Genomic DNA, 22,109 nt, shown 5'->3' on the forward strand with positions numbered 1-22,109 from the left:
CCTGTTGATCTAGCCGAGCCTGTTGATCTAGCCGAGCCTGTTGATCTAGCCGAGCCTGTTGATCTAGTAGAGCCTGATCATCTAGCCGAGCCTGTTGATCTAGTCGGGCCTGATCATCTAGCCGAGCCTGTTGATCTAGTTGAGCCTGATCATCTAAAGGCAATTGTTCTTCCAGTTCTTCTAATTTCAACTGTTCCTCTTGTTTAGCTGCTTCTTCATGTAACAACTGCAATTGTAAGTATTCTTCAACGAGCGTTACAATTTTATTTTGTTCTGGATTATCCATTTCTTTTTTTGTGAAATAATTTTCTATTTGAATCTTTTTATTTAGATTACGGGTATTTATTACTTCTAATTCCCAATTTAAATATGCAATATTAACTAAAATTTCATTGAATTTTTCTTGTAATTGATTATTTGAGAATCGAATTAACTCGAAAGAAGACTTATTAAAATCAATACCAAATTTATTCACATAAAATGTTATCAACCGCTGAGCGATAAGTTCAGTATCCAGGAAAGCTTCACCAGTGTCATTAATATAGTTTGAGTCTGGGAAATAAGTTTGATAGTTATCTAATATTAATCTGAGTATACTATATCCTTTTAATAATTTTGCTATATCTGCTTTTTTCTCTAAGGACAAATCAACTAAATTATCTATACTATTTCCTTGATCTAATAAATTCCTGTAAAAATACATTTTTGATAATGGCGACCATTTTCTTATACCATTAATATGCCTTCTAATTAAAGAAAAGTTGGCACTGTCTCGACTTTCTACAACATCAATTTGAATTCTACTAATGTTTTTTCTACATTGTTCACTTAATATAGGGAAATTCCTGAATTTCCTCTCCCCTTGCAATATATCGTGTGTACTAGTATCCAATAGTAGTTTCATTGCAGATGTTCGTCTATTGCCTTCTAAAACAATATATGTATTTCCTTCTTTAATTGCCAAAATTCTTTCCCCTGGGATTAAACCACCATATGAGTTGATTTGTGATGCTAATTCTTTTATTTCTTCAAATTTGACCAAGTATTTTAAGATGTTTTTTTGGTCTTTCTTACCACCTTGGCTCGTTAGGAAGCGAGGGTTTGTTTCGTCAAGTAATAAATCTAATGGACTTATTGTTATGGTAGTATACATTTGAATTGCTCCTTTATTAAATTGGTCAAATAAATTAATAATTACATTACATTTGACTTAGATAAATATAACTAATAGAAAATCAAAAAAATATATCTAATCCATTAATGTTTTATATTTACATTAAAGGGTTGTTATTAAGGACATGCCGTTACAGCATATCCTATTTTTTTTCGTTTTTTATGATTTCCCAAATATTGCGTAGTTTTCGTACTGCTTCTTCGTCTGATTCTGGAAGTTCTTTGTAAAATACATTCAGTTCTGGATCATTGGCAAAAGCTTTGAAAGCAACATCGTCTTTTTCTTGTGGTGTGAGTACAGAGTTGTCTGTACGTCCAAGAAGATAGTCTGTGCTGACTTCAAAAAAGTCAGCAAACTTGTTAAGTAATTCAAAATCTGGTCTTCTCTCATCTCGCTCATACATACTAATTGTGCTTTCAGCTAGACCAAAAAATTTACCAAACTCTTTTTGTGACATGTTCTTACTTTTTCGAAGAGTCTTTAGTTTTTGACCAAAAGGTTCTGTCATAATTTTATCACCTATCTTTATATTAACACATCTTGTGTTAAATATTTATTGTAAATGCCTATTGACTTCACGATTTGTATTAGTTTATAGTTTATTTAACAACACGATTCGTGTACTTTGAGGGGGTGGTGAAATGAATAGAGAAAAAATAGGGGGAATTCTAATGGAATTAAGAGGAGATGCTTCACGTGAAGAAGTATCTAAAGGTATTGGTGTTAGTGTAAGTGCATTACAAATGTATGAGAATGGGCAACGTATTCCGAAAGATGAAATTAAAGTAAAAATTGCCTCCTACTTTAATAAAACTGTAGGAGAAATTTTTTACACTTGACCTTCACGAAATGTGAAGTTTTGGATTAGGGAGGCAAGACGGATGGGTGGAGAATGAGAAAGCCAAAGCCAAAGCGAAAGAAAAAACGAAAAAACCTTTTTCTTCGGATAAGTTTCGAAATGTAAAAGGGGGCTAAGGTGAAAGGATGACGATTGAAGGTTACTTAAGTGGTAGAGATAATGGCATGACGTTAGAAGAAATTCAAGAGGGATAAATGTTAAGTGAAGCAACAATATGGAAATTTGAATTAGGTTATCAGTGTTATTTAAAAAACTTGTTCCCAGATTTATAGGATGGGCTGCTAGTAAACAGCCCAATGAAAGTAGGTGAGAGGATGTTAAGCGAAGAGTTTAAAGCGGAGTTTAAGCAGGAATTTCGTGAGTTGATACGAGAGGAATTGAATAATGCACTTGCCTCCAAACCATTAATCCGAGAGCTGCCAATTTTGTTAACCCGAGAACAGTTGAAGGAGTTATTTGATATTAAGGATACAAAGGCATCGGCACTATTGGGACGAGCGGATTTTCCTAAGTTTCACGAGGCAGGGAGGGTGTTAATCCCAACCCAAGCTTTGTTGCAATGGATTGATGAACATACGGAATGGGTGAATACGCATACCACTTACTTTAAATCCATTGTGTGATGCTTCATATAAAAATTTTATCGCACAACAACTGAATAGAGTATTCCAGTTTGGAATGTGGAAGGTGGTGAGACTATGAAAATAGGAGCTATTTTGCAAGCATGTCGCGAGCGTGCAGGTCTGTCACAAGAAGAACTTGCACATCGCATGAATCGCACGCAGCCTTGTATCTCGAAATTTGAGAACAGTGTAAAAGTTCCAGATGCTGTCACATTTATGGAATGGTTCAAGCAGACAAACACACAAGAAGTTGCTGTTGCATTCTTAATGGGCATGGACGGGCTTACTATTTTGCAAACCTTGTTACCTATTATTGGTGGGTTTGTTTGGTGGAATATTTGACAAAGGGGAACTAAATTGATTATTAAATTTCAAATGGAAAATAAAAAAATGCAAGCGCAATAGCACCTGCATCGGCTTGAACTGTAACTTTGGATGGTCCACAGTTCAAAAATTTAATAATAATCTTGTCTCTTTATTATGGACAAGAACATTATATAAGTCAACAGAGGAGGAATTTACATGGAACAAGTATTAGATAAACTAGGTACATTTTTGTCACAGGAGGAAGAGTTACTAAGGGATTATGCAATTGATGTGGCCGAATCTTTCGATAGTTGTTTGTATATGAGCAATCAGAAGGATTATTTGGCACAAAAAGGTCGAGTAAATGCTATTAAAGAAGCTATTCAACTAGTAGAAGATATAGAGAATCCTTGAAAGCTGTTTGATTCGTTCTCGTCACAGGATTCATAAGCAGCAAGCTTATGGGTCCGATGATGTGAATGCATCGGGAAGGTAGGTGATCCATCTGAAGATCAACGTAAAAGAATGGCTAGCAAAAGAACCAGTCGAGCGATATATGGATATCTACAGAGCCGTACGTCAAAATGACGCCACCCTTAAAAAAGGCATAAAAAAGGCTTACAAGCACTGGCATGCGAGTAAGCATCTTAAAAAATACGTTTCCGAAACTATATCAAAAATCTAGTTAAATAACAAGAAAGGGGATAATACATGTTACCAGAAATCACAGTACATGACAGTGTACGTGTGTTGACAAGTTCTCAACTAGCAGAGTCCTTTAAAACTGATAGTAAGACGATCAATCGTAACTTTCAACGAAATCAGAATCAGTTTGAACTTGGTGTACATTATTTTGCACTAACAGGTGAAGATTTAAAAGCGTTTAAAGGTGAGCGTCAAAATGACGTAACCCTTAAATACGTTTCGGTGCTCTATCTTTGGACCGAAAAAGGAGCTTTTTTACATGCCCAAATTTCTAAGAGTAAGCAGGCAAAAGATGCTTATCGTGCACTCATTGATAGCTATTACACAATTTTGGACAATCTGCAGAATGAACGAGCTCAAACTTTGACAATTAGTCTAGTTGATTATCAAAAACTTGAAAGTAGGGTGACAACTTTGGAACAGAGATTACAAGAAGTTACATTGCATTCGGGTGAACAATTACGTTTGCGAAAAGAAGTGAATAAACGAGTTTTTGAACTGGTAGGGAACGAAGAGGATGCCAGAAGAGGACTATTTCGAGCAATATGGTCAGCCATTAAAGAACGCTATCAAGTTGGCTCTTATCGTGACGTTAAGCAACACGAATTACAGGACGCATTACGGTTTGTTGCGCAGTGGGGAGCGAACAACTATGAATCTATTAATTAATGAACCACCTTTGCAAGTGTTACCAACCCTTGCTGCGGAGATTGGATTAAATAACGCAATCGTTTTACAACAAGTGCATTATTGGTTACGTGTTTCAAGTAACAAGCGTGATGGTCACAAATGGGTGTACAAAACTATAGATGAGTGGCATAAGGAGTTTCCATTTTGGTCAAAGCGCACGCTAGAACGTGTAATTCAGAGTCTTGAAGATTTAGAGATTCTTGTAGCTGGAAATTATAACAAACTCAAAATGGATCGCACAAAATGGTATCGGATTAAGTACGAAACCCTTAACAAACTGCATGAAAATGCAAACCGACAAAATAACGGAATGCAAACCGACAAAATGACGGAATCGAAAACGCCAAATTGTCAGGAAGGAATCCGACAAAATGACGTAAACGTTCCCGACAAAATGGCGGTACCAATAACCAGAGAATACACAGAGACTACTACAGAGAATACACAGAGAAAAGGAAACGGTCGCAAACGAGTTTACGACGAATCTTCTGTGCATTACCAATTAGCTAATAGGCTCTATCAAAAGATATTGATTGATGACCCAAGTTTTAAACAACCAAACATGAATACTTGGGCTAATAGTATTCGCTTGATGATGGAACAGGATAACAGAACTGTTGATCAAATCGAATATCTAATTGACTGGTCACAAGCCAATTCATTTTGGAAATCTAATATTCTCTCAACAAAAAAACTGCGTGAAAAGGCAACAACACTTATCCGACAAATAAAAGCTGAAAAGATAAAAGAAGAGAAAGCTAAATCGCCTTCACCAAACTATCATCGACAAGGGCGTACAGAAATTGTTCCTGAATGGTTCCATAAGCGAAATGAGGAGAAAGCCGAATCAGTAGAAGTCAAGCAAGAAATTGACTTTGAAGCAGAGCGTCAAAAAATACTTGAAACGTTAGGGAAGATAGAAAGAAATGTGCGGTGAACAAGCTGTTGTTTTGCTTTTTATGAGTAGCTATTGAGATTGATATCTTAGCAAATTAAAAAATCCCCTTGTTGAGGGGACAGTTAACAATCAATTTTGTTGATTGTTAAACGAAGTGTAATTACAAAAGTCAATCCAAACAATTACGATTGTGAGTATTAAGAAAACGATAAAAAAGAATAAAGGAAACATCATGATAGTCTGAAAAATAATACACAAAATAAATGATATTAGTGTAATGGATAAAACTATAGGGAAAATGATTTTGTTCATTATACTAGCATTTGGAAATAATTTATAAATTATTTTTAGTGGGAAATGATTATTTGGCTGTGAGGTAATCATTTTGTTGCTCCAATCATCTATAAACATATATTTATTATCTTTCTTTACTAAAATAGAAGTTTCATTTTTCATTTTGATAATTTTCCAATTTTCATTATTATCTAGTTTGATAAAAAAGTCATTATGAGAAGATAATTTTTGATCAATCCAAGTAACCGAGTTAAATAGAAAAATAAATCCTAATGTCAAGATGATCCAAACAAGAATGAAAGCAAGAATATTGGTTACTATGGAAGGTGAAATACTGTCAAGTGCACTTGGATTGTAAAAAGTTGTATAGATAATACCTATAGATAAAAGGATAAAGGTATATGCTCCATAGTTTGAGAGATCCATTTTGAATTTCGTCCAATTAGTCATTAATAATTTTTCCAGTTCTGTAAGGTTTCTATTATCAATTATATTTTTGACTGTAATAACAACTAGTGAGGTTACAGCTATGAAACTTATTTCACTAAGAAATTTGGAAATAATGTTCTCCATTTTAAGATCTCCTTATTTATATTGATAGTTAAATTTTATCATAAATAAGGGTGGAAATAATTCGAAAAAATGAGTGAGGGCAAAGGAATTATTTTAATAAAAAGGAAAGGTTGGCAGGGGCTAACGAGCAAGTGTGGTCCGGTGTCTAAAAAGGATTTAGCATGCAGCAGTTAAACATCTTTGATTACCCAACAGAGTCAAAACATGATTTTCAGATTCATGACAGGGTAAAGTTTTTGCTAGTGGATGAGACTATAAACTTTGAAATCTACAACTATCGGAAATATTATTTTGAGCATCTAATCGGAAAAATAGGAACGGTGCTTGAAGTGAAAGGAAACACATTAACAGTGCAAATAAATGGGGAAATCATTCCATGCGAAACTTGTGAATTGGAATGGATAGCGCAGAGCTACAGGTGCAACTGTAGCCCTACAATTAAGCCCTTCGCTTAATAAATACTATAAGCAATTATAACAGGGAGGGGCTTATATGGGCAATAAACTTACTAGCTTAGATGGCATGAATGATGGAGTGTACATTGTACAGCAGGGCGCAATTGTAGCAGTTTTGCAGCCAAAAGAGTTCGGGCAGGACTCTATTCAATGGCAGCACAATAAAGTTTTTGAAGTTAGTGAGAGTAAACGTATGCGTGTAGGTTTGAAAAAATGAAACACAGAAGGAGTAAACGTATGAAAGCTATAACAATCAGACAACCATGGGCTTTATTGATTGCATTGAAAGCAAAGAAATTTGAAACAAGATCATGGCAAACGAAATATCGAGGTCCAATTGCAATACATGCAAGTAAAACGATTGACTACGAGGCATGTAGTTATCCTGAAATTCAAGAGATCCTATTTAAGTATGGCTTTTATACAACATCATTAATTCCGACAGGTTGTGTCATTGCAACAGCCGTTTTAACGGACTGTTATAAAGTGACTAAAGACAAATATGCTACTGCTGAAACAACAGGTGACATAATCAACGAACAGGAATACCAATTTGGAGACTATACAGAAGGACGGTTTGCTTGGAAATTAGATCAAGTACAGTTGATGACTAAACAAATTCCTGCAAAAGGGAAGCTTAGTTTGTGGGAGTGGGAGCAACATGATTGATAGATTTTGTTCAACTAGAGGGAGAAATATTATGGGTAAATATTTTGAAACAAAGCACAATGCTTATAATTTGAAATTCAAAGAACATGAAGTTTTCGAAGGTAAGTTGGTCGTAGTAGATGAATCAGATACACCATTTATTTGGCTCGATAAGGAAACTGGAAAGGTTAGCTTCGGAGGCGCTTACTTCCACATATACAAGGAGCAAAGATTGTTAGAAACTCTACATGAATTTGTAGAAGCAGCTGTAAATTTAGTAAATGATACAGAAGTTTGTAATCATAAAATGGCTTTCCAACAATGTTTGCAAAAATTTGATGAATTAGAGAAAGATTTTGAAATTAAGTGAAGCTAATTAAAAGATAGGGGTTAGTAAATTGAGGAGTCTAATTTTTGATGTAACACAAGAGTCAGTTCAAAAAGTAGCAGGACAAATTAAAGAAAGCAATCATGACAGTATGCTAGTTTTAGCACCAATGTCTGGTAGCTGTTCAGTACTTGCACCAAGCAAATCAGGTAAGAGTAAAGGTTATCATCTTATCAAATTAGAGGTGTGGATACCAGAGGGTGCGATTAAAGGTGGAAATGCATTGGACGATTTCGGCTTAGTTACTTTGTTACGTTTACCAAAATCTAGAGTACAACCACATTTAATCCGTGGAGATAATGAATGAACACTTGAAAAAAAATGTTCAGTAAAGTTATTTATCTTTTTGAGGTTTTACAAAGTATGAGATGAACACAACAGAAAGCCCTATAGCAACGAATATTATTGCAATAGATTTATTTGAAATAAATCTATTGTATTCTAGGGAACTAGTTAATCTTGCTAATCCGATTGAAAGCGAAAAGATGCCTAAAACAAATATGATATATCCAATTTTAGAATGTGTTTTCATTGCATAACAACTCCTAATATATAGGTTAATAACTTATATAAGGGTAACATAATTAGGTAATATTTGAAAATATAGATTTATTTAATTGTTGCGCAATATGAGCAAATGAAGTAGCAGAGAACAATAAAATATTAGCCTTTACGGAAAATACCGGAGGCACTAACAGACAGGTAATAACCTGTTTTGTTGGTGCCTCTTTTTTATTTTATTAAAGAGGTGGAGGATATGAGGACATTACAAACAGAGTTGGTACAAAAGGGGTTAAGTAAAGGTGTTGATAGGCAAGCGTCAAAAGGACGCAAACCTAAAAAGAAGATGAGCCAAAAAGAAATTGAAGAATTAATGAGAGTTAGATGCAGCACTTACAAAAGAGTAAATGGAGCATATAGACAGAAAGGGTGATTGTAAATGAAAGTTGTTCAGCCGATACGTGATCCAGAAAAGGTAAATTTGATGCTTCAATATTTAAAAAGCATGAATGAAAGAGATTATATGTTGTTCTATATCGGTATAAGCGCAGGTCTTCGAATATCCGACATGTTACAGCTTCGAAAAGAAGATGTTCAATACGCTCATATAGATATTGTGGAAAAAAAGACAAACAAGCCAAAACGCTTCACTTTTCCACCATATATAAGGAAAGATGTTCAACGCTATATACAAGGATTGAGTGAAGGTGAGCATCTATTTAAAAGCCGACAAGGGGACAATCGACCAATTGATAGATCAACAGCCTATCGAATCTTACGGAAAGCAGCAGAGGGATGTGGAATTAGAGAAATAGGAACACATACATTACGAAAAACATTTGGTTATCATTTCTATTTAAAGTCAAAAGACATAGTAGCATTACAAGCTTTATTCAACCACTCTTCACCAGAAACAACATTGAGATATGTAGGAATCAACCAAGATGTATTGGACAAAGCGATGGACAATTTTAAACCAGATTGGGTGAAATGATTAATCAATTTCTTTTTTATTTGCACAGTACAACATAAAAAAGAGTGGCGTGTATTCATATTTAGAAGTGGGTTGAAGCATTGATAATACATGGTTTGTGATAAAGGGAGAGTGCACCAGTCTATTTATTGAAGTGCGGTAGAGGGGCAAAAGTAAAAATGACCATAGATGAAGCGAGAGAGCAAATAAAGAGGTTAGAGGACTATATCGAATTGGTTAGAGGGTATGTTCCAGAAACGTTTGAGCAATATGTTATTAAGCTTTATGTCTTGTATGAACATGTAGCAAGAGTAGCTAAAATGTTGAATGAATTAGGTTTTCGTATTGGTAAACGAAAAGTAATTGGAACGGACGTATCAGACATTTTAAGGGCCAAGCCAACCGATGAATTACACGAACTGGCAGCGAAGCTATTTAAACAAAATAAGAAAATGGTTAAGGGGCGATTGTAAATGGAAATCATGAAGAACTATGCGGATTTATTACGCATTATAGATATTATAAAAGCAGAAATTGAAATGCTTGAGGTTGATAAGGAATATTGGATTGGCAAGAATGAGCATTTACCATTTTCCTCAATAGGTGCAGCAAAGTATGGGCTTGATGTAGCTTCACAACGAACAGATCGTTTGAATGGACGCATTGCTTCGCTTGAAGAAAAGTTAGAACACTATCAAGCAATTGAAAAAGAGATTCGTGAAAACGTAGAGAAGCTTGAAGGATTAGAATACAAAATAGCTAAGTTGCGTTTTATCGATGGTATGACATATCAAGAGATTGCTGATAAGTTAGGATATTCTTATGGCTATATTCGTAAGGTAGTGTCACAAGGTAACAAAGAGGTAACACCAACACTTGTCAAAGCGTGATATATTTCCAGATGAAGAAACAGGCAATACCAACTAAATAGACGTTTGCGGAAACGTCAACACTGCAAAAGCTACATCTAACAACAAGGTGTGGCTTTTTATTATAATATTGATTACAACAGCGCACGGAAATGCATTAACAAATTGCCTTACAAATATAAGCATGTTCGCTTGTGCGTGTATGTAAGAAGCACGTAATTAAAATCTCCATAAAGTTCAGTATGAGGCAGTGCAAAATAGTTAGGTCTTTTGTTTATCTTTCAATTGACTTACAATTAAATAAAACTTTAGCTCTTGTGGACGATTATGGAAAAAAGATCTGAAAAATTTAAAAAAACTAAATCAAAAAAAATCGGTAAATACTATTTTTTATTTGGAATCTCTATTGCATTTTCAATAATATCTTCTAAGTGGGTTATAACAAATAACGCTGTGTTATCTAATATTTTTGAAATATATTCACCATTTGAAATGATATTGTTAATATTGGGTTTAATATTATTTATTGAAGGAATCTACTTTTATAGTAAACCAGAGACTAATAGTTTTATTATTTTCTGGCCATATTTGAATATATACGCATTTATTTGGTACTTTTACTCATTTAATAATAATAATAGGCTTCTTGTGGAATTAAATAGTTTTTCTTTAATTACTTTCTTGTTTTTAATATGGCTATCATTTTTTTATGAGTTTTTTAAGCTCGGAAATGCGATAAAAAATATCATAAAGAACAGCTCAAATGATAGTAAAGATAGATTGTCTATAGTAATTACTATTATTGCAACTATTATTTCCGCAATCGCATTGTTCAAATAAATAAGCACGTTCGCTTGTACGTGTATGTCGCAAACAAGCATGAGAGGCTACATTTATAGGGGTGTAGTCTTTATTTTGCTCCCATGGTAATATCTATTTAGTAAATTATGGGGGTAAATAAGTGAAGAAAAGCGAAAATATTTTGTACAAAGTTCTGATTTTTTTAGTAATAATTACTATACTTGCAGTAGTCAGTCTAACTATTATTTCGTACCAAATAGGTGTAGAAAAGTTAGAACAAACTAATAGAAGTGCAATTATTGGTGGATTGTTAAGTATGGCAGGCGGAATTGCTGGTGCATTCGGTGCGTATTTTATCGCTAGAATGCAAATGAAAAAGCAATTGGAGTTACAATATAAAAAAGAAGAAGAGAAAATGATAAAAGAAGTTAAGATTAATAATTATTTAAAACTCTTAGAAACTGGAGACAACTTGTTACAGCTATATAATAAATTGCAATTTTCACTATTAAAAACTTTGATGGCAACATTAATTAATAATATAAGTATAGTAGAACAAGAAAAAGAAATAAGTATTCAAATACAAACAATAAAGGAGTTATCAACAAAAATTTCAATCTATAAAGTTTTCTTCGATAATAGAGTATTAGAAAATTTCCCAAATCTATCACAATCCGTGAAGGAAATGGAAGATAAAATATATCGTATGTTTTTAAAATACGATCCAATTACTTTTGATGAGAAAATTTTAGGAGATAAAGAGAAGCTTAAATTACAAAGCATGGAAATAGAAAAAGAAATCGTGAAAATTATTGAAAAACCGAAAAAAGAAACTGTTTTAATACTTGCATATACAAACCTAAATTTAAAAAAAGAAGTAGGGTAATATGTAATATTATAGTCACATCTAAAAAGGTGTGGCTTTTCTTTATGCTTTATATTTCTTATAATGACAATCCGTTCCATTTAACCTATTATTATAGGAAGGAGGGATAGTATTATATGACTAACAATTTAAATGAAAAGAAATGTTTTATCATTACACCAATTGGAAGTACTGAATCGGAAATAAGAAGAGCAACTGAGGGATTAATTGAAGCAGTTATTATTCCAACACTAAATGAAATCGGATTTATTACAGGAAATGTTAGTGTTGCTCATAGAATATCTGAAAGTGGTTCTATAAACAGACAAATAATAAAAAAGATTATTGAAGATGATTTAGCTATTGTTAATTTGACTGGGCTAAATCCAAATGTAATGTATGAGTTAGCAGTTAGACATGCAATAGCAAAACCAGTGGTAATGTTAGCTGAGGACGGAACAAGATTACCATTTGATATTGTAGATCAAAGAACGATTTTTTATAAAAATGATATGCTTGGTGCTGTTCAACTAAAAGAAGATTTAAAGACTTTTGTTCAAGCTGCATTAAATGATACTCAAGTTGAAAATCCTTTGATAAGTTTAATACAAGAAAATAATGCATTGAATAATGTTTCTAGTATTGATAAAGGAGCAGCTGAGATTATTCTAGAGCGCTTAGATAAAATTGAAAGACAAACATATAAAAATTCAAAGAATAGTAATCGTACTATAAATGATGTAAAAATTATCCTTGAATATAAAGGGAAGTATGACAATGATGAAATAGCAGAGAGGATCTTAGAATTATTGAATAAAGGTACATTTGGAAATTATTTGTTAAGTGTACGTATTAATAAAATTGGATTTACAATAACAATTTCTTCAGAATCCGTTATTAATTCCAGTAATGGTTTTATAGATCGAATTATAAACGATGAAGTACTAGTTAACATCCCTGATTTATATATAAGAGAAATATCAAAATGAATTTGGTCACACCCACATGGTGTGGCTTTTTATTATGCCTAAAGGAAGGAGGAAGGGAATAGTGACTAAATTATTGTTGATTCTATACTTGATTAAGCAGGGTTCTAATAGGTATTAGAACAAGTAATTACAAAAACACTCAAAGGAGAAGGATAAATGACTAACACACCAAACAACCGACCATTAACAACAGAGGAAACTTACCGAGTGGTAAACGAGATGATGCGCAAAGTATTTAAAGATCCTTATGAATTTGAAAATTATATGTATCAAACTATAGGAGATATTCATTTTGATAAGATGAAACTATGGGAAGATTTCACAAGCGTTGAAGATGTTTATGAACGAGTACACAAGAAGATTGAACAAATAACTTTCTTAGAGATGGATGCTATTCTTGCAATAGTGAATAGTGATTTATGGCAAACTCTATTACAAGAGAAGCAAGCAAAGCAGATTCCTAATTGGGATATTTCCACGCCAATTTAGGAAGTGGTAGGATGATGCTTGTGCAAATGGATTAGTGTAACATCTAACATCCAAAGCCGGTAACGAAATGTTATCGGCTTTTTATTATGCCTTGAAGACTGTATATCCTATCGACCATCAAATAATCGTAGGCGTTAATCCCGGGGTTATGAAAGGGTGTGCAGTCTTGAAGATGTAAAGTCGAAAGCTAAATAGACTATAAAAGCTAATGAGCAAACACTAAGAATGGGGGGAAGTATATGTTATTAACAAAACAAAACTTAATTAAAACTTTTAACGGTGCACGTGAATATAAAGCTCCATTTGTATTTGTAGGTATTGAAGCAGAAGGAATCAAAGAGGTAATCACAGTGCCAGCTATTTCATTTGATGTGAAAGAACAGTTCTACATCAATGCATACAGCGATGATTTAGTACACGTAATGAATAGCAAGGTAAGTGTGTTTGGATTAACATACGGCAATGCAGATGCAGTACATGATCTAGTCTAATTGTGGAGGGCTACAATAAATGATTAAGACTGAACGTAAACAGGAACTAATCAAGCACATTAATAATAATGAGTTGATGAAATTCTATAAGAGCCGTGAGTGGATGTCTTTTCGCAAAGAAGCATTAAAGCGTGACAACTATGAATGTCAGTTATGTAAAGCAGCTGGTCGCTATCACAAAGCTGAAAATGTTCATCACATGAAAGAAGTTAAGATGCATCCACATTTGTCATTGACTCTAAGCAACTTACAATGCTTATGCATTAAATGTCACAACGATGTACATGATCGACTAGAGGTAACGAGGGCAACCAAGTATATGAATGATGAGAGGTGGTAACATGCAACTCACAGATGGCACATGGACATATGACACTGATGTAATCGAGGCAGCTGTATTAAAACCACAACATGGTTGGTATGAGCGAGACATGCTGAACGCCTTTACTCGTTACGCTTACTATCGATACAAACAGATAAGAGATTGTGTCAATGCTCGTAAGTGCAAGCACATGACGATTGATAAAGTGCATGAGCAATTGAAAAACAATAACAAACTTTACTTCACATGTAATTTGTTATCGATTTCGGCCGAAGAAGTTTTGTACATCATTGACTTCGCTGATCAGCATTTGAATTATGTAAAATAAATACCCCCCGGTCAAAAATTTTCCGATTTATTAAGGGGTTCGTTCAACGAGTAGGGTTCAGGAATGAATATATTTTTCAGATTTCCGCGCGACAACATGCACACTAAATTGTTGATGTATAAATATGCAATAGGAAAGGTGGCGGTAAGGGTGCAAAGTCATGGATTAGCATTTGAAGATTGGCTTGAAGGTATGAAATATAAGGACATTGCTGCAAAATACAATGTCAAGGAAAATACGGTGAAATCCTGGTACAAGCGATACAATTGGAAAGAAAAAAAGGAGCAGTGCACACAAGAAAGTGGGCAAGAAACGGTAACAATTGCACCCGAAATCGTTGAGTTAGTACCAGGTAATAAAAAGTTGCGTAGAAGGATTGAAAAGGATCTTCGAGAGCAACTTTTTGAAATGGGAGCAACTCAGGCACACTTTATGGATCTCGTTGATGATTACCTTGCTATGTGGGATGTGAAAAACATGCTCATTGAGGATATTCAAGAGCGAGGTGTCACAGTTCCAGGTGCTCGCGGTGAAAAGAAAAATGATAGCATTGGCGAGCTCAATAAAACGAATGCACAAATGCTTAAAATATTAAGCGAACTGGGACTTAAAACAAGTGAGATTAAAATAGAAGGTGAGGATGATGACTACTAGAAAAAGTAATGTTCATATTGTCAACTACATCGATGCTGTATGCAGTGGTGAAATTTTAGTCAGTAAAGATGTGGCTGCATTAATCGAACTAGTAGAGCAGAAATTAACACAAGAAAATGTGTGGATTGATGAAAATGCTATTAACCAAGCGATTGAGTCTATAGAAAAATACTTTCCGTTCAAACTTTTTAAATGGCAAAAGTTCGTGGTTGCTTGTATGTTCGGACTTTTTTACGATGATGATTCCCTTGTTTTTAATGAATTTCTTTTATATATGGGCCGTGGAGCAGGTAAGAATGCATTTTTAGCAGCACTTGCATTCCATATGAGTGGTAAACAAGGAATAAGAGGTTACAACATTGATATTGTAGCTACATCCGAAAAACAAGCTAAGACATCGTTTAACGATTTATTTGATGTATTAGAAGATCACTGGAAGACATTCAAAAAACATTTCAAAAAAACAAGGCAAGTGATTCGTCACATCAAAACGAAATCTGAAGTTAGCTATTATACAAATAATGCTAAAACAAAAGATGGATTCCGACCAGGTATTGTTGTGTTCGATGAAATCCACGCCTATGAAACGGAAGATAATATTAAAGTATTTACCTCTGGTTTAGGTAAAGTACCAAGAGCTCGTCGGATTTATTTAACGACTGACGGAAATGTTCGAGATGGATTTCTAGATCAGATGAAAGAAGAGGCAGAACAAGTACTTCGTGGTGAGATACCAAATTCTCGTTTATTTCCGTTTATGTGCAGACTAGACGATCCAGAAGAAGTACACGAAAAGCGCGTGTGGGAAAAAGCAAATCCATCGATTATGCATTTACCTGATTTGATGCTTGAAATGGAGTTAGAATATGATCGCATGCAGAATCGTCCATCTGCAAGAATCGAATTTATGACAAAGCGCATGAATCAACCTTCTCAATTATCTGCTGATGGAGTTGCGGATTGGAACAAGATTAAAGCAACGAACAATCCATTTCCCGACTTGAAAGGCGCTGAATGTATAGGTGGTATTGATTACGCAGATACGCGAGATTTTGTAGGAGTTGGATTGTTGTTTAAGAAGGACGGCAAAAGGTATTGGAAGCACCATACATTTATTAATCACAGGTCATTAAAATTATTTAATTATGCTGTCGATATTGAGCTTGCTAAAGAACAGGGTTTGGTCACTATCATTTATGAAGAAACCAATAAACCTGAAATAATCGCTACTTGGTTTGCTGAACAATCTAAATACTATCGAATTAAAAAAATCGCTAGTGACATCATGAGAATCAATCACTTACGAGAAGTATTTGAGAGCTATGGTTTTTCACTTGATATTGCCCGCAGTGGAACAACAACACATACAAAGTTACAGCCTACTATAGAAGAGATGTTCGCCTACGAAAAAATCATATGGGGAAATGACCTAATGATGCGATGGTATACAAATAATACTTATGTAAAGCCCGATGGAAAAGGGAACATAACATATGAAAAAATCGAGCCGAAGATGAGAAAGACTGACGGCTTTTTTGCGTTGTTACATGCTTTGCAATTTGAATTAGAAATTGTAGAATCCCGAACGTTAACTGCCGAAAACGTGTCGAAAGCGTTTAAAACATACAGCTACTAGGAGGTGAGAAATTTGAGCATGTGGCAATGGATTAAACGATTCTTTAAAGATGGCCAATTAGAAAGTTTGAAAGACTGCTATTATGAATTATCGGCTGAGTATTATTATAAAAAATTAGCGGTAGAAACATGTGTGAACTTAATCGCCAATGCTTTATCAAGATGTGAAATTAAAACATACAAAGAAGGAAAATTACACAGAGGAAACATGTATTATGCCTTGAATGTACAACCAAATCAAAATCAAAACGCAACAGCATTTTTTCATAAAGCTATTCAGAAATTTATCTATGAAAACGAATGTTTAATCATTATGGAAAATAACAACTTCTATATTGCTGATAGTTTTGATGTGAAAGAATATGCATTTTTTGAAAATGTGTATTCAAATATACAAATTGGAGACTTCAAATTAAACCGAACGTATAAAGAATCCGAAGTAATTCGTTTAAAACTTACCGATACAAAAATATTATCGATAATCGATGAATTGTATGAATCGCATGGAAAAATGGTTGAAGCGGCTAAAAGCTATTACAAGCTAAAAAATAATAAGCGTGTATTAGTTAAAGGTGATTATTTAAGGGCACAGGATGACGAAACACAGAAAAAAATAGATGACATGTTTGAAAATCAATTGAAAAATTGGTTTGATCCGGACAAGAAAAGTGTTGCTTTTCAATTACAAGATGGCTTTGAGATTGAAGACATGTCAGATTCAAAAACAGGTTTAACAATAGATAGTCGAGATATAAGTAACCTTGTGGATGATATTTTTAATTATGTAGCGATGGCATTTCATGTACCGCGTGGTTTGTTGAAAGGCGACTTAGCGGATATTGATAAACAAACTGACAACTTTATTATGTTTGCACTTAATCCACCTGCAGAAATGATGGAAGATGAATTTAATCGTAAGTCCTATTCAAAAGATGATTATTTAAAACGAACATATTTAAAAATTGATACATCAAAAATCAAAATTACAGACATCGTACAATTGGCTACAGCCTTTGACAAAATGTTTGCGATTGGGGTTTATACAATTAATAATATTCTAGAAGAACTGGGGCATGAGCCTGTGAACGATGAAATTGGAGATAAGCGTCATGTTACGAAGAATTATCAAGATGCAGAGACTGCACTAAAAGGAGGTGAAACCTAACATGAAAAATCGTTTTAAGCAATTTAAAAATCAACAATATGCTGAACAAATTCCAGAAATTAAAAATCAACTATCAGCCAAAAATATCAATGCGTCCACAACTGAAATTGTCATCTATGGCGATATTGGGGAAAGCTGGTGGTACGATTCTATTTCAGCGAGTGACATAGATGCATTATTAAAAGATGTAACGACTGACAATATTACAGTTCGAATTAACAGTCCTGGCGGCGATGCTTTTGACGGTATTACGATTTATAATCGTCTGAAGGACCATAATGCAAAAGTAAAAATTATTGTGGATGGTTGGGCATGTTCAGCAGCTTCAATAATCGCAATGGCTGCAGACGAATTAATCATGAATACGGGTTCGATGTTGATGATTCATAATGCTTCGACAGGCATTTGGGGTAACAAAGAAGCTTTAACTAAAGAAGCTGAATTATTGACCAAACTAGACGCGTCTATTGTTGATGTATATTTATCTAAAGCTCAAGCGACAAAGGAAGAAATAGCTACTATGATGGACAATGAAACATGGTTCACAGCAGATGAAGCGATCGCTATTGGTTTTGCATCATCTACAGTTGTGGAAGACCCAGCCGATGACAACAAAACCAAAACAGATGCAGAAGCATTTAAAAATAGCGTTCTTGCTCGATTTAAACGAGAGCCAGCGCCAAAACAAAATATTTTAACAAATTTCCAACGCAACTCAGATGAGTAGGCGTTTTTATTTTACTCAAAAATAGGAGGTCATTTATATGACAGGTATTAAAAATTTAGATAATGAACCAAAAGTTATCGAAAATAAAGAAGCTCAAGTGGCTGCTCTAAAAGCAGCATTTGAAAGCGCTGATCCAAACGAAGTTGCAGCTCGAATTGTTGAGAATTATGAAAGTAATATGCTACATTTCCAAGATTTAATGAACACGACAATTCGCGAGGCCAATCGTGCAAACGAGCAACAATGGGACAATGCTGTATTAGCATCACGAGGCATACGTACATTGACGACAGAGGAAAAGAAATTTTATAACGCTGCAATTGATGTGCAATCATTTGACGGTGTAGCTACATTTGTACCACCAACTGTATATGAACGCGTATTCGAAGATTTAGCAATGGACCATCCATTATTGTCTCGCGTTAATTTTCAGCGCGTCGGTGCAACTACGCAATGGGTCGTGCGTAAAGAAGGGGCAACAACAGCCTTCTGGGGAGATGTGTGCGATGAAATCAAAGAAATGGTTGACCACGGATTTGAAACAATTGAGCAAGGTATGTATAAACTTTCTGGCTTTTTAGTTGTCTGCAAAGCAATGTTCGAACTTGGTCCTGAATGGTTAGATCGTTATGTACGTGCATTTTTAACAGAAGTTATTTCAACAGAGTTAGAAAATGTCATTGTTAAAGGGACCGGTAAAAAACAACCAATCGGTATGATTAAAAATTTAGCGGGTGCTATTGTGGATGGCGCATATCCAGATAAAGCCAAAGTAACTTTGAATGTTTTCACACCGCAAGAAATCGGTGAAAAAATCTTGGCACCAACAACAAAAGGCGGTACTCGTAGTTATACGGGCGTATCATTAATCATTAACCCGTTCGATTATGCGACAAAATTATTTGCGTATGGGGCAAAACAACGCGATGATGGTTCTTGGACACATAATAATTTTGCTATTCCTGGTTTGGAAATCATTCAATCACCTGCTGTCCCATTGAATACAATGATTTCTGGTAAGCCGAAAGATTATTTCATGGGGGTAGCTGGTGAAACAAAATTAGAATCTACGGACGTATTACGCTTAATTGAAGATCAACGTTTATATTTGACTCGTCAATTAACAAACGGACGTCCACTTGATAATGATTCGTTCATCGTATTTGATATTACAAATATGGCTATCAACAACATAGTCACTACAAATACACCAGATACACCTTAATTAATTTGGGAGGGAAGTGAACATGATTACAGCAAAAGTAGTAAATTCATTTAAAGCGGTTGAACATAATGGGCATATGTATAAGGCTGGTGACACATATCCAACTGAAGGCTTTACGGCAGATGAAAAACGTGTGTATTTTTTAACAGGTGTGCACCCTAAGTACAAAAAAATCTATCTAGCAGAAGTTATGATTAACGAGCAGGAAAAACCGAGAGAACAAGTGTCAGAGTTTCCAAAGCACACAGGAAAAGGCTATTATGAGCTTTCTAACGGCACTAAAGTAAAAGGTAAAGAGGAAGCTATTGAAGCGGAAAAAGCATTGAAAAGCGGTGAATAATGATGAATGAACTGCTTATAGAGTTAAAGCATCGATTACGTATTACATGGGATGATGAAGATGCTGAATTGGAACGTATCATTAATAGAGTAAAGTCTTACTTCGAGAAATTGACGAGTAAGGCTTTTTCTTTTGGATTAGACGCATGGGAAACAGAGTTGTTATTAGAGCGCTGTCGATATGTATATAACAATGCAGCAGATGAATTTGAAAAGAATTTTGCAGATGAACTGAAACGCCTTATTATGCATGTTGCATTAGAAAAGAGAGCTGAAAATGGCCAACAAGAAAATCCGTGATGTGCTGAATGACGGTTTTATACAATATGGTGTAAAGGAAACAGAGCGATCTCCTAAAGGAAAAAGAATCGGTGAAAAGTTTGTACCAATGGGGAGGCTTGCTTATCAGCAAATGTCATGTCGTGATGAAGATTATGAAATGGCCAAAGTATTGAGCGCTGTTTTGAGTTTGAAGATTCGCACGCTCTGCCCTCCAAGTTTACGCAAATTTGATAAAAGTAAATTAAAAGTCATTGTGGATGGCAATGAGTATGACGTGATTAAGGTCGATTCGGATCGAGAAAAGATGTATCTCTATTTTTATTTGCAGGAGGTGGGAGCACATGAGCAAAACGAAAACCAAGATGCAGGAACAGATTGACGCTTTACTTACAGCGTTAAACACCTTTGATATTCCTGTTTTTGAGGATGATTTAGCAGAGGATGAAGAAACTCAGTTTAAGAAAAAGAACTATCATTTCTTTGTTTATGAAACAGGTGACATGAGTAAAAACGATGATAATAAGTCTATCAGTCAAGATGTAGTTATCTATTATTATTCGGAAAATCGTGATGACATTGATGAACGTACGATTGATATTGTTATAGAGCTTTCTAACTTACCTCGAATGTCTTTGAAACGTACCCAAAAACAAAGGTTAAAACGAAAAGATACGGATAACTACGTTGATAGAGTTGTATTTCTTTATCAACGCAAAATTGTGACTGGGTGTATTGAATTATGAGGTCACTAGTTGAATTTAATGATTTAACTTCTTTGGAAGAAAAAATTAAGGCGTTACCAGGTCGAGCAGAGAAAGCCATTAATCAAGTGCTACACACGGATGCTATTGAGATTGCTACAAAAGAAATGTCCAACCTTTTACCCGTTTCAAATGTTGCTAATAAGAGACATGCGAAAGAAAGTAATTGGTCAACGAGTGAGGAACATAATTTGGGGTTTGTTGTGAAAACAAAGGGAGGAGCCGCCAATAAAAAAGGTAGTTTTGGTTACTTGGTTTTCCCTGATGAAGGTCGAGGACCAACGAATCCCTGGGCACAGCATTTTAGTGATCGTTCATTACAAAAATCAACGCCTAAAATTTTAGAGAAATTACATGGCGCATTAGAAGAATTAATAGAGGAGGGCTTATAATGTCAAAACAAGTAATTGAGCAATTTGATGCGTGGAATATCAAAAACGCATCGATTCAATTTACGAAAGGAGGTAAACAAGAACCAGGTACAAAATTTGGTTGTGTAGGTACGATTGCATCTGAACCTGAGACAACTGTTTTATCGAAAAAATGTGGTCGTGCAACAATTGCGGAGAAAACCGTTACATTAAAGCTAAATGTAACAGTTAGTGCCCATGTACCTGTACAAGTTTTACGTGACTATTTCGGTTTATCTAACGAGGATTTAAAGCCTGGTATCTATAGTTATGGCTCTAATTCATTAGGTAAAGACTTTGTATTTACAGCTGATGTAGTAGATGAATTTGAGGACCTCACAAAATTAATCGCATTCCCTAAAGCATCTAATGCAGGTGGTTTTACCATCAATACGTCCCAAGAAGAGTTAGCGATGCTTGAACTAGCATTTAGTGCAGTTGCGGATGCACATGGCCAATTCTACTATGAGGCGATTACAGCTGAGTTAGAAGAACCAGAAATTGCGGAAACTTGGCATACAAACTTCACACGGAAATTAGTTGAAAAGTCTGAACCAGATACACCTTAACCCATTAAATCAAAAAGATTGTGAACCATTACACTTAAACAACGGTGTAGGCTAGTTGAATTAGAAATTTTTGCTTCTGTTGTCGAAAAGATTAATTAGAA

General features: G+C 34.7%; 36 protein-coding genes. 32 read left to right on the forward strand and 4 right to left on the reverse strand.

Annotated features, from left to right (window positions below):
* Together AC3WSK_RS13885 and AC3WSK_RS13890 are read right to left on the reverse strand one after the other, a co-directional pair.
* Window positions 1-1,153: ParB/Srx family N-terminal domain-containing protein (locus AC3WSK_RS13885; protein ID WP_492535052.1), on the reverse strand; the 1,153-nt coding region annotated here is incomplete at its 3' end.
* Window positions 1,154-1,316: 163 nt separating this feature from the next.
* Window positions 1,317-1,682 carry a helix-turn-helix domain-containing protein gene (locus tag AC3WSK_RS13890; protein ID WP_492413847.1) on the reverse strand — a complete coding sequence of 122 codons (366 nt, stop codon included), beginning with the start codon at window positions 1,680-1,682 and terminating at the stop codon, window positions 1,317-1,319.
* Window positions 1,683-1,815: 133 nt separating this feature from the next.
* On the opposite strand from AC3WSK_RS13890, the gene AC3WSK_RS13895 reads away from it, so the two are divergent.
* The 6 genes from AC3WSK_RS13895 to AC3WSK_RS13920 all read left to right on the forward strand — a co-directional run bounded on the left by AC3WSK_RS13895 (window position 1,816) and on the right by AC3WSK_RS13920 (window position 5,294).
* A complete protein-coding gene (locus tag AC3WSK_RS13895) occupies window positions 1,816-2,013 on the forward strand; it encodes a helix-turn-helix domain-containing protein (protein ID WP_492413845.1) in 198 nt (65 codons plus the stop codon).
* Window positions 2,014-2,347: 334 nt separating this feature from the next.
* The gene (locus AC3WSK_RS13900; RefSeq protein WP_492413843.1) at window positions 2,348-2,656 is read left to right on the forward strand and encodes a DNA-binding protein; all 309 of its coding nucleotides are present in this window, start codon (window positions 2,348-2,350) and stop codon (window positions 2,654-2,656) included.
* Between the two features lie 75 nt (window positions 2,657-2,731).
* The gene (locus AC3WSK_RS13905) at window positions 2,732-2,998 is read left to right on the forward strand and encodes a helix-turn-helix domain-containing protein (RefSeq protein WP_492413841.1); all 267 of its coding nucleotides are present in this window, start codon (window positions 2,732-2,734) and stop codon (window positions 2,996-2,998) included.
* A 180-nt stretch (window positions 2,999-3,178) separates the two neighbouring features.
* Entirely contained in the window at window positions 3,179-3,376 is a 198-nt protein-coding gene (locus tag AC3WSK_RS13910) for a hypothetical protein (protein WP_492413839.1), read from the forward strand.
* Between the two features lie 297 nt (window positions 3,377-3,673).
* Entirely contained in the window at window positions 3,674-4,336 is a 663-nt protein-coding gene (locus AC3WSK_RS13915; RefSeq protein ID WP_492413837.1) for an ORF6N domain-containing protein, read from the forward strand.
* A complete protein-coding gene (locus AC3WSK_RS13920; protein WP_492413835.1) occupies window positions 4,320-5,294 on the forward strand; it encodes a phage replication protein O in 975 nt (324 codons plus the stop codon). The genes AC3WSK_RS13915 and AC3WSK_RS13920 overlap by 17 nt, the downstream gene beginning before the upstream one ends.
* Before the next feature lie 90 nt (window positions 5,295-5,384).
* Here AC3WSK_RS13920 and AC3WSK_RS13925 read toward each other — a convergent pair whose 3' ends face one another.
* The gene (locus tag AC3WSK_RS13925; protein ID WP_492413833.1) at window positions 5,385-6,122 is read right to left on the reverse strand and encodes a hypothetical protein; all 738 of its coding nucleotides are present in this window, start codon (window positions 6,120-6,122) and stop codon (window positions 5,385-5,387) included.
* 492 nt (window positions 6,123-6,614) lie between these two features.
* On the opposite strand from AC3WSK_RS13925, the gene AC3WSK_RS13930 reads away from it, so the two are divergent.
* Genes AC3WSK_RS13930 through AC3WSK_RS13945 form a run of 4 tightly spaced genes read left to right on the forward strand, consistent with a single transcriptional unit; the run spans window position 6,615 to window position 7,920 of the window.
* A complete protein-coding gene (locus AC3WSK_RS13930) occupies window positions 6,615-6,794 on the forward strand; it encodes a hypothetical protein (RefSeq protein ID WP_492413831.1) in 180 nt (59 codons plus the stop codon).
* A 20-nt stretch (window positions 6,795-6,814) separates the two neighbouring features.
* Window positions 6,815-7,246, forward strand: coding sequence for an ASCH domain-containing protein (locus AC3WSK_RS13935; RefSeq protein ID WP_492413829.1), 432 nt, complete (start codon window positions 6,815-6,817; stop codon window positions 7,244-7,246).
* Window positions 7,247-7,277: 31 nt separating this feature from the next.
* A complete protein-coding gene (locus tag AC3WSK_RS13940) occupies window positions 7,278-7,595 on the forward strand; it encodes a hypothetical protein (protein WP_492413828.1) in 318 nt (105 codons plus the stop codon).
* 28 nt (window positions 7,596-7,623) lie between these two features.
* Window positions 7,624-7,920, forward strand: coding sequence for a hypothetical protein (locus tag AC3WSK_RS13945; protein ID WP_492413826.1), 297 nt, complete (start codon window positions 7,624-7,626; stop codon window positions 7,918-7,920).
* Window positions 7,921-7,947: 27 nt separating this feature from the next.
* On the opposite strand, the gene AC3WSK_RS13950 is transcribed toward AC3WSK_RS13945, so the two are convergent.
* On the reverse strand, window positions 7,948-8,145 hold the full coding sequence (locus AC3WSK_RS13950) for a hypothetical protein (RefSeq protein ID WP_492413824.1): 198 nt from the start codon (window positions 8,143-8,145) through the stop codon (window positions 7,948-7,950).
* A 225-nt stretch (window positions 8,146-8,370) separates the two neighbouring features.
* On the opposite strand from AC3WSK_RS13950, the gene AC3WSK_RS13955 reads away from it, so the two are divergent.
* The 22 genes from AC3WSK_RS13955 (at window position 8,371) to AC3WSK_RS14060 (ending at window position 22,008) form a co-directional block, all read left to right on the forward strand.
* Window positions 8,371-8,547: a hypothetical protein gene (locus tag AC3WSK_RS13955; RefSeq protein WP_492413822.1), complete on the forward strand. Its 177-nt coding sequence runs from the start codon at window positions 8,371-8,373 to the stop codon at window positions 8,545-8,547.
* 6 nt (window positions 8,548-8,553) lie between these two features.
* Complete coding sequence (locus tag AC3WSK_RS13960; RefSeq protein WP_492413820.1) at window positions 8,554-9,108, forward strand: site-specific integrase; 555 nt, start codon at window positions 8,554-8,556, stop codon at window positions 9,106-9,108.
* 158 nt (window positions 9,109-9,266) lie between these two features.
* The gene (locus AC3WSK_RS13965) at window positions 9,267-9,560 is read left to right on the forward strand and encodes a hypothetical protein (protein WP_492413818.1); all 294 of its coding nucleotides are present in this window, start codon (window positions 9,267-9,269) and stop codon (window positions 9,558-9,560) included.
* On the forward strand, window positions 9,561-9,977 hold the full coding sequence (locus AC3WSK_RS13970; protein WP_492413816.1) for a sigma factor-like helix-turn-helix DNA-binding protein: 417 nt from the start codon (window positions 9,561-9,563) through the stop codon (window positions 9,975-9,977).
* 306 nt (window positions 9,978-10,283) lie between these two features.
* A complete protein-coding gene (locus AC3WSK_RS13975; protein ID WP_492413814.1) occupies window positions 10,284-10,796 on the forward strand; it encodes a hypothetical protein in 513 nt (170 codons plus the stop codon).
* A gap of 121 nt (window positions 10,797-10,917) precedes the next feature.
* A complete protein-coding gene (locus tag AC3WSK_RS13980; RefSeq protein ID WP_492413812.1) occupies window positions 10,918-11,643 on the forward strand; it encodes a hypothetical protein in 726 nt (241 codons plus the stop codon).
* A gap of 116 nt (window positions 11,644-11,759) precedes the next feature.
* Entirely contained in the window at window positions 11,760-12,611 is an 852-nt protein-coding gene (locus tag AC3WSK_RS13985) for a hypothetical protein (RefSeq protein ID WP_492413810.1), read from the forward strand.
* A 156-nt stretch (window positions 12,612-12,767) separates the two neighbouring features.
* Window positions 12,768-13,100, forward strand: a complete 333-nt coding sequence (locus AC3WSK_RS13990) for a hypothetical protein (RefSeq protein WP_492413808.1) — start codon at window positions 12,768-12,770, stop codon at window positions 13,098-13,100.
* Window positions 13,101-13,339: 239 nt separating this feature from the next.
* Complete coding sequence (locus AC3WSK_RS13995; protein WP_492413806.1) at window positions 13,340-13,591, forward strand: hypothetical protein; 252 nt, start codon at window positions 13,340-13,342, stop codon at window positions 13,589-13,591.
* A gap of 76 nt (window positions 13,592-13,667) precedes the next feature.
* Complete coding sequence (locus AC3WSK_RS14000; protein WP_492414003.1) at window positions 13,668-13,931, forward strand: HNH endonuclease; 264 nt, start codon at window positions 13,668-13,670, stop codon at window positions 13,929-13,931.
* 1 nt (window position 13,932) lies between these two features.
* Entirely contained in the window at window positions 13,933-14,241 is a 309-nt protein-coding gene (locus AC3WSK_RS14005) for a hypothetical protein (protein ID WP_492413804.1), read from the forward strand.
* Between the two features lie 138 nt (window positions 14,242-14,379).
* Window positions 14,380-14,895, forward strand: coding sequence for a P27 family phage terminase small subunit (locus AC3WSK_RS14010; protein WP_492414001.1), 516 nt, complete (start codon window positions 14,380-14,382; stop codon window positions 14,893-14,895).
* On the forward strand, window positions 14,882-16,531 hold the full coding sequence (locus AC3WSK_RS14015; RefSeq protein ID WP_492413802.1) for a terminase large subunit domain-containing protein: 1,650 nt from the start codon (window positions 14,882-14,884) through the stop codon (window positions 16,529-16,531). The genes AC3WSK_RS14010 and AC3WSK_RS14015 overlap by 14 nt, the downstream gene beginning before the upstream one ends.
* A 12-nt stretch (window positions 16,532-16,543) precedes the next feature.
* Window positions 16,544-17,695, forward strand: coding sequence for a phage portal protein (locus AC3WSK_RS14020; RefSeq protein WP_492413800.1), 1,152 nt, complete (start codon window positions 16,544-16,546; stop codon window positions 17,693-17,695).
* A 1-nt stretch (window position 17,696) separates the two neighbouring features.
* Window positions 17,697-18,422 carry a head maturation protease, ClpP-related gene (locus tag AC3WSK_RS14025; RefSeq protein ID WP_492413798.1) on the forward strand — a complete coding sequence of 242 codons (726 nt, stop codon included), beginning with the start codon at window positions 17,697-17,699 and terminating at the stop codon, window positions 18,420-18,422.
* A gap of 37 nt (window positions 18,423-18,459) precedes the next feature.
* Window positions 18,460-19,647 (forward strand): phage major capsid protein, encoded by a 1,188-nt coding sequence (locus AC3WSK_RS14030; protein WP_492413796.1) that lies wholly within the window; start codon window positions 18,460-18,462, stop codon window positions 19,645-19,647.
* Between the two features lie 22 nt (window positions 19,648-19,669).
* Complete coding sequence (locus AC3WSK_RS14035; protein WP_492413794.1) at window positions 19,670-19,987, forward strand: hypothetical protein; 318 nt, start codon at window positions 19,670-19,672, stop codon at window positions 19,985-19,987.
* A complete protein-coding gene (locus AC3WSK_RS14040) occupies window positions 19,987-20,286 on the forward strand; it encodes a phage head-tail connector protein (protein ID WP_492413792.1) in 300 nt (99 codons plus the stop codon). The genes AC3WSK_RS14035 and AC3WSK_RS14040 overlap by 1 nt, the downstream gene beginning before the upstream one ends.
* The gene (locus AC3WSK_RS14045; RefSeq protein ID WP_400964186.1) at window positions 20,264-20,647 is read left to right on the forward strand and encodes a phage head-tail adapter protein; all 384 of its coding nucleotides are present in this window, start codon (window positions 20,264-20,266) and stop codon (window positions 20,645-20,647) included. The genes AC3WSK_RS14040 and AC3WSK_RS14045 overlap by 23 nt, the downstream gene beginning before the upstream one ends.
* Window positions 20,610-21,011 carry a hypothetical protein gene (locus tag AC3WSK_RS14050; protein ID WP_400964184.1) on the forward strand — a complete coding sequence of 134 codons (402 nt, stop codon included), beginning with the start codon at window positions 20,610-20,612 and terminating at the stop codon, window positions 21,009-21,011. Before AC3WSK_RS14045 ends, AC3WSK_RS14050 begins: the two co-directional genes overlap by 38 nt.
* Window positions 21,008-21,421: a hypothetical protein gene (locus tag AC3WSK_RS14055; RefSeq protein WP_386843372.1), complete on the forward strand. Its 414-nt coding sequence runs from the start codon at window positions 21,008-21,010 to the stop codon at window positions 21,419-21,421. The genes AC3WSK_RS14050 and AC3WSK_RS14055 overlap by 4 nt, the downstream gene beginning before the upstream one ends.
* On the forward strand, window positions 21,421-22,008 hold the full coding sequence (locus tag AC3WSK_RS14060; RefSeq protein WP_492413789.1) for a phage tail protein: 588 nt from the start codon (window positions 21,421-21,423) through the stop codon (window positions 22,006-22,008). The genes AC3WSK_RS14055 and AC3WSK_RS14060 overlap by 1 nt, the downstream gene beginning before the upstream one ends.
* Window positions 22,009-22,109 lie beyond the last annotated feature (101 nt).

The organism is Lysinibacillus sp. EB271-A1-10B (genome assembly GCF_058791335.1).

Coding starts and splice junctions, on each gene's coding strand:
- AC3WSK_RS13890 (WP_492413847.1), bottom strand. CDS start 1,682: ATGACAGAACCTTTTGGTCAAAAACTAAAGACTCTTCGAAAAAGTAAG.
- AC3WSK_RS13895 (WP_492413845.1), top strand. CDS start 1,816: ATGAATAGAGAAAAAATAGGGGGAATTCTAATGGAATTAAGAGGAGAT.
- AC3WSK_RS13900 (WP_492413843.1), top strand. CDS start 2,348: ATGTTAAGCGAAGAGTTTAAAGCGGAGTTTAAGCAGGAATTTCGTGAG.
- AC3WSK_RS13905 (WP_492413841.1), top strand. CDS start 2,732: ATGAAAATAGGAGCTATTTTGCAAGCATGTCGCGAGCGTGCAGGTCTG.
- AC3WSK_RS13910 (WP_492413839.1), top strand. CDS start 3,179: ATGGAACAAGTATTAGATAAACTAGGTACATTTTTGTCACAGGAGGAA.
- AC3WSK_RS13915 (WP_492413837.1), top strand. CDS start 3,674: ATGTTACCAGAAATCACAGTACATGACAGTGTACGTGTGTTGACAAGT.
- AC3WSK_RS13920 (WP_492413835.1), top strand. CDS start 4,320: ATGAATCTATTAATTAATGAACCACCTTTGCAAGTGTTACCAACCCTT.
- AC3WSK_RS13925 (WP_492413833.1), bottom strand. CDS start 6,122: ATGGAGAACATTATTTCCAAATTTCTTAGTGAAATAAGTTTCATAGCT.
- AC3WSK_RS13930 (WP_492413831.1), top strand. CDS start 6,615: ATGGGCAATAAACTTACTAGCTTAGATGGCATGAATGATGGAGTGTAC.
- AC3WSK_RS13935 (WP_492413829.1), top strand. CDS start 6,815: ATGAAAGCTATAACAATCAGACAACCATGGGCTTTATTGATTGCATTG.
- AC3WSK_RS13940 (WP_492413828.1), top strand. CDS start 7,278: ATGGGTAAATATTTTGAAACAAAGCACAATGCTTATAATTTGAAATTC.
- AC3WSK_RS13950 (WP_492413824.1), bottom strand. CDS start 8,145: ATGAAAACACATTCTAAAATTGGATATATCATATTTGTTTTAGGCATC.
- AC3WSK_RS13955 (WP_492413822.1), top strand. CDS start 8,371: ATGAGGACATTACAAACAGAGTTGGTACAAAAGGGGTTAAGTAAAGGT.
- AC3WSK_RS13960 (WP_492413820.1), top strand. CDS start 8,554: ATGAAAGTTGTTCAGCCGATACGTGATCCAGAAAAGGTAAATTTGATG.
- AC3WSK_RS13965 (WP_492413818.1), top strand. CDS start 9,267: ATGACCATAGATGAAGCGAGAGAGCAAATAAAGAGGTTAGAGGACTAT.
- AC3WSK_RS13970 (WP_492413816.1), top strand. CDS start 9,561: ATGGAAATCATGAAGAACTATGCGGATTTATTACGCATTATAGATATT.
- AC3WSK_RS13975 (WP_492413814.1), top strand. CDS start 10,284: ATGGAAAAAAGATCTGAAAAATTTAAAAAAACTAAATCAAAAAAAATC.
- AC3WSK_RS13985 (WP_492413810.1), top strand. CDS start 11,760: ATGACTAACAATTTAAATGAAAAGAAATGTTTTATCATTACACCAATT.
- AC3WSK_RS13990 (WP_492413808.1), top strand. CDS start 12,768: ATGACTAACACACCAAACAACCGACCATTAACAACAGAGGAAACTTAC.
- AC3WSK_RS13995 (WP_492413806.1), top strand. CDS start 13,340: ATGTTATTAACAAAACAAAACTTAATTAAAACTTTTAACGGTGCACGT.
- AC3WSK_RS14000 (WP_492414003.1), top strand. CDS start 13,668: ATGAAATTCTATAAGAGCCGTGAGTGGATGTCTTTTCGCAAAGAAGCA.
- AC3WSK_RS14005 (WP_492413804.1), top strand. CDS start 13,933: ATGCAACTCACAGATGGCACATGGACATATGACACTGATGTAATCGAG.
- AC3WSK_RS14015 (WP_492413802.1), top strand. CDS start 14,882: ATGATGACTACTAGAAAAAGTAATGTTCATATTGTCAACTACATCGAT.
- AC3WSK_RS14025 (WP_492413798.1), top strand. CDS start 17,697: ATGAAAAATCGTTTTAAGCAATTTAAAAATCAACAATATGCTGAACAA.
- AC3WSK_RS14030 (WP_492413796.1), top strand. CDS start 18,460: ATGACAGGTATTAAAAATTTAGATAATGAACCAAAAGTTATCGAAAAT.
- AC3WSK_RS14035 (WP_492413794.1), top strand. CDS start 19,670: ATGATTACAGCAAAAGTAGTAAATTCATTTAAAGCGGTTGAACATAAT.
- AC3WSK_RS14040 (WP_492413792.1), top strand. CDS start 19,987: ATGATGAATGAACTGCTTATAGAGTTAAAGCATCGATTACGTATTACA.
- AC3WSK_RS14045 (WP_400964186.1), top strand. CDS start 20,264: ATGGCCAACAAGAAAATCCGTGATGTGCTGAATGACGGTTTTATACAA.
- AC3WSK_RS14050 (WP_400964184.1), top strand. CDS start 20,610: ATGAGCAAAACGAAAACCAAGATGCAGGAACAGATTGACGCTTTACTT.
- AC3WSK_RS14055 (WP_386843372.1), top strand. CDS start 21,008: ATGAGGTCACTAGTTGAATTTAATGATTTAACTTCTTTGGAAGAAAAA.
- AC3WSK_RS14060 (WP_492413789.1), top strand. CDS start 21,421: ATGTCAAAACAAGTAATTGAGCAATTTGATGCGTGGAATATCAAAAAC.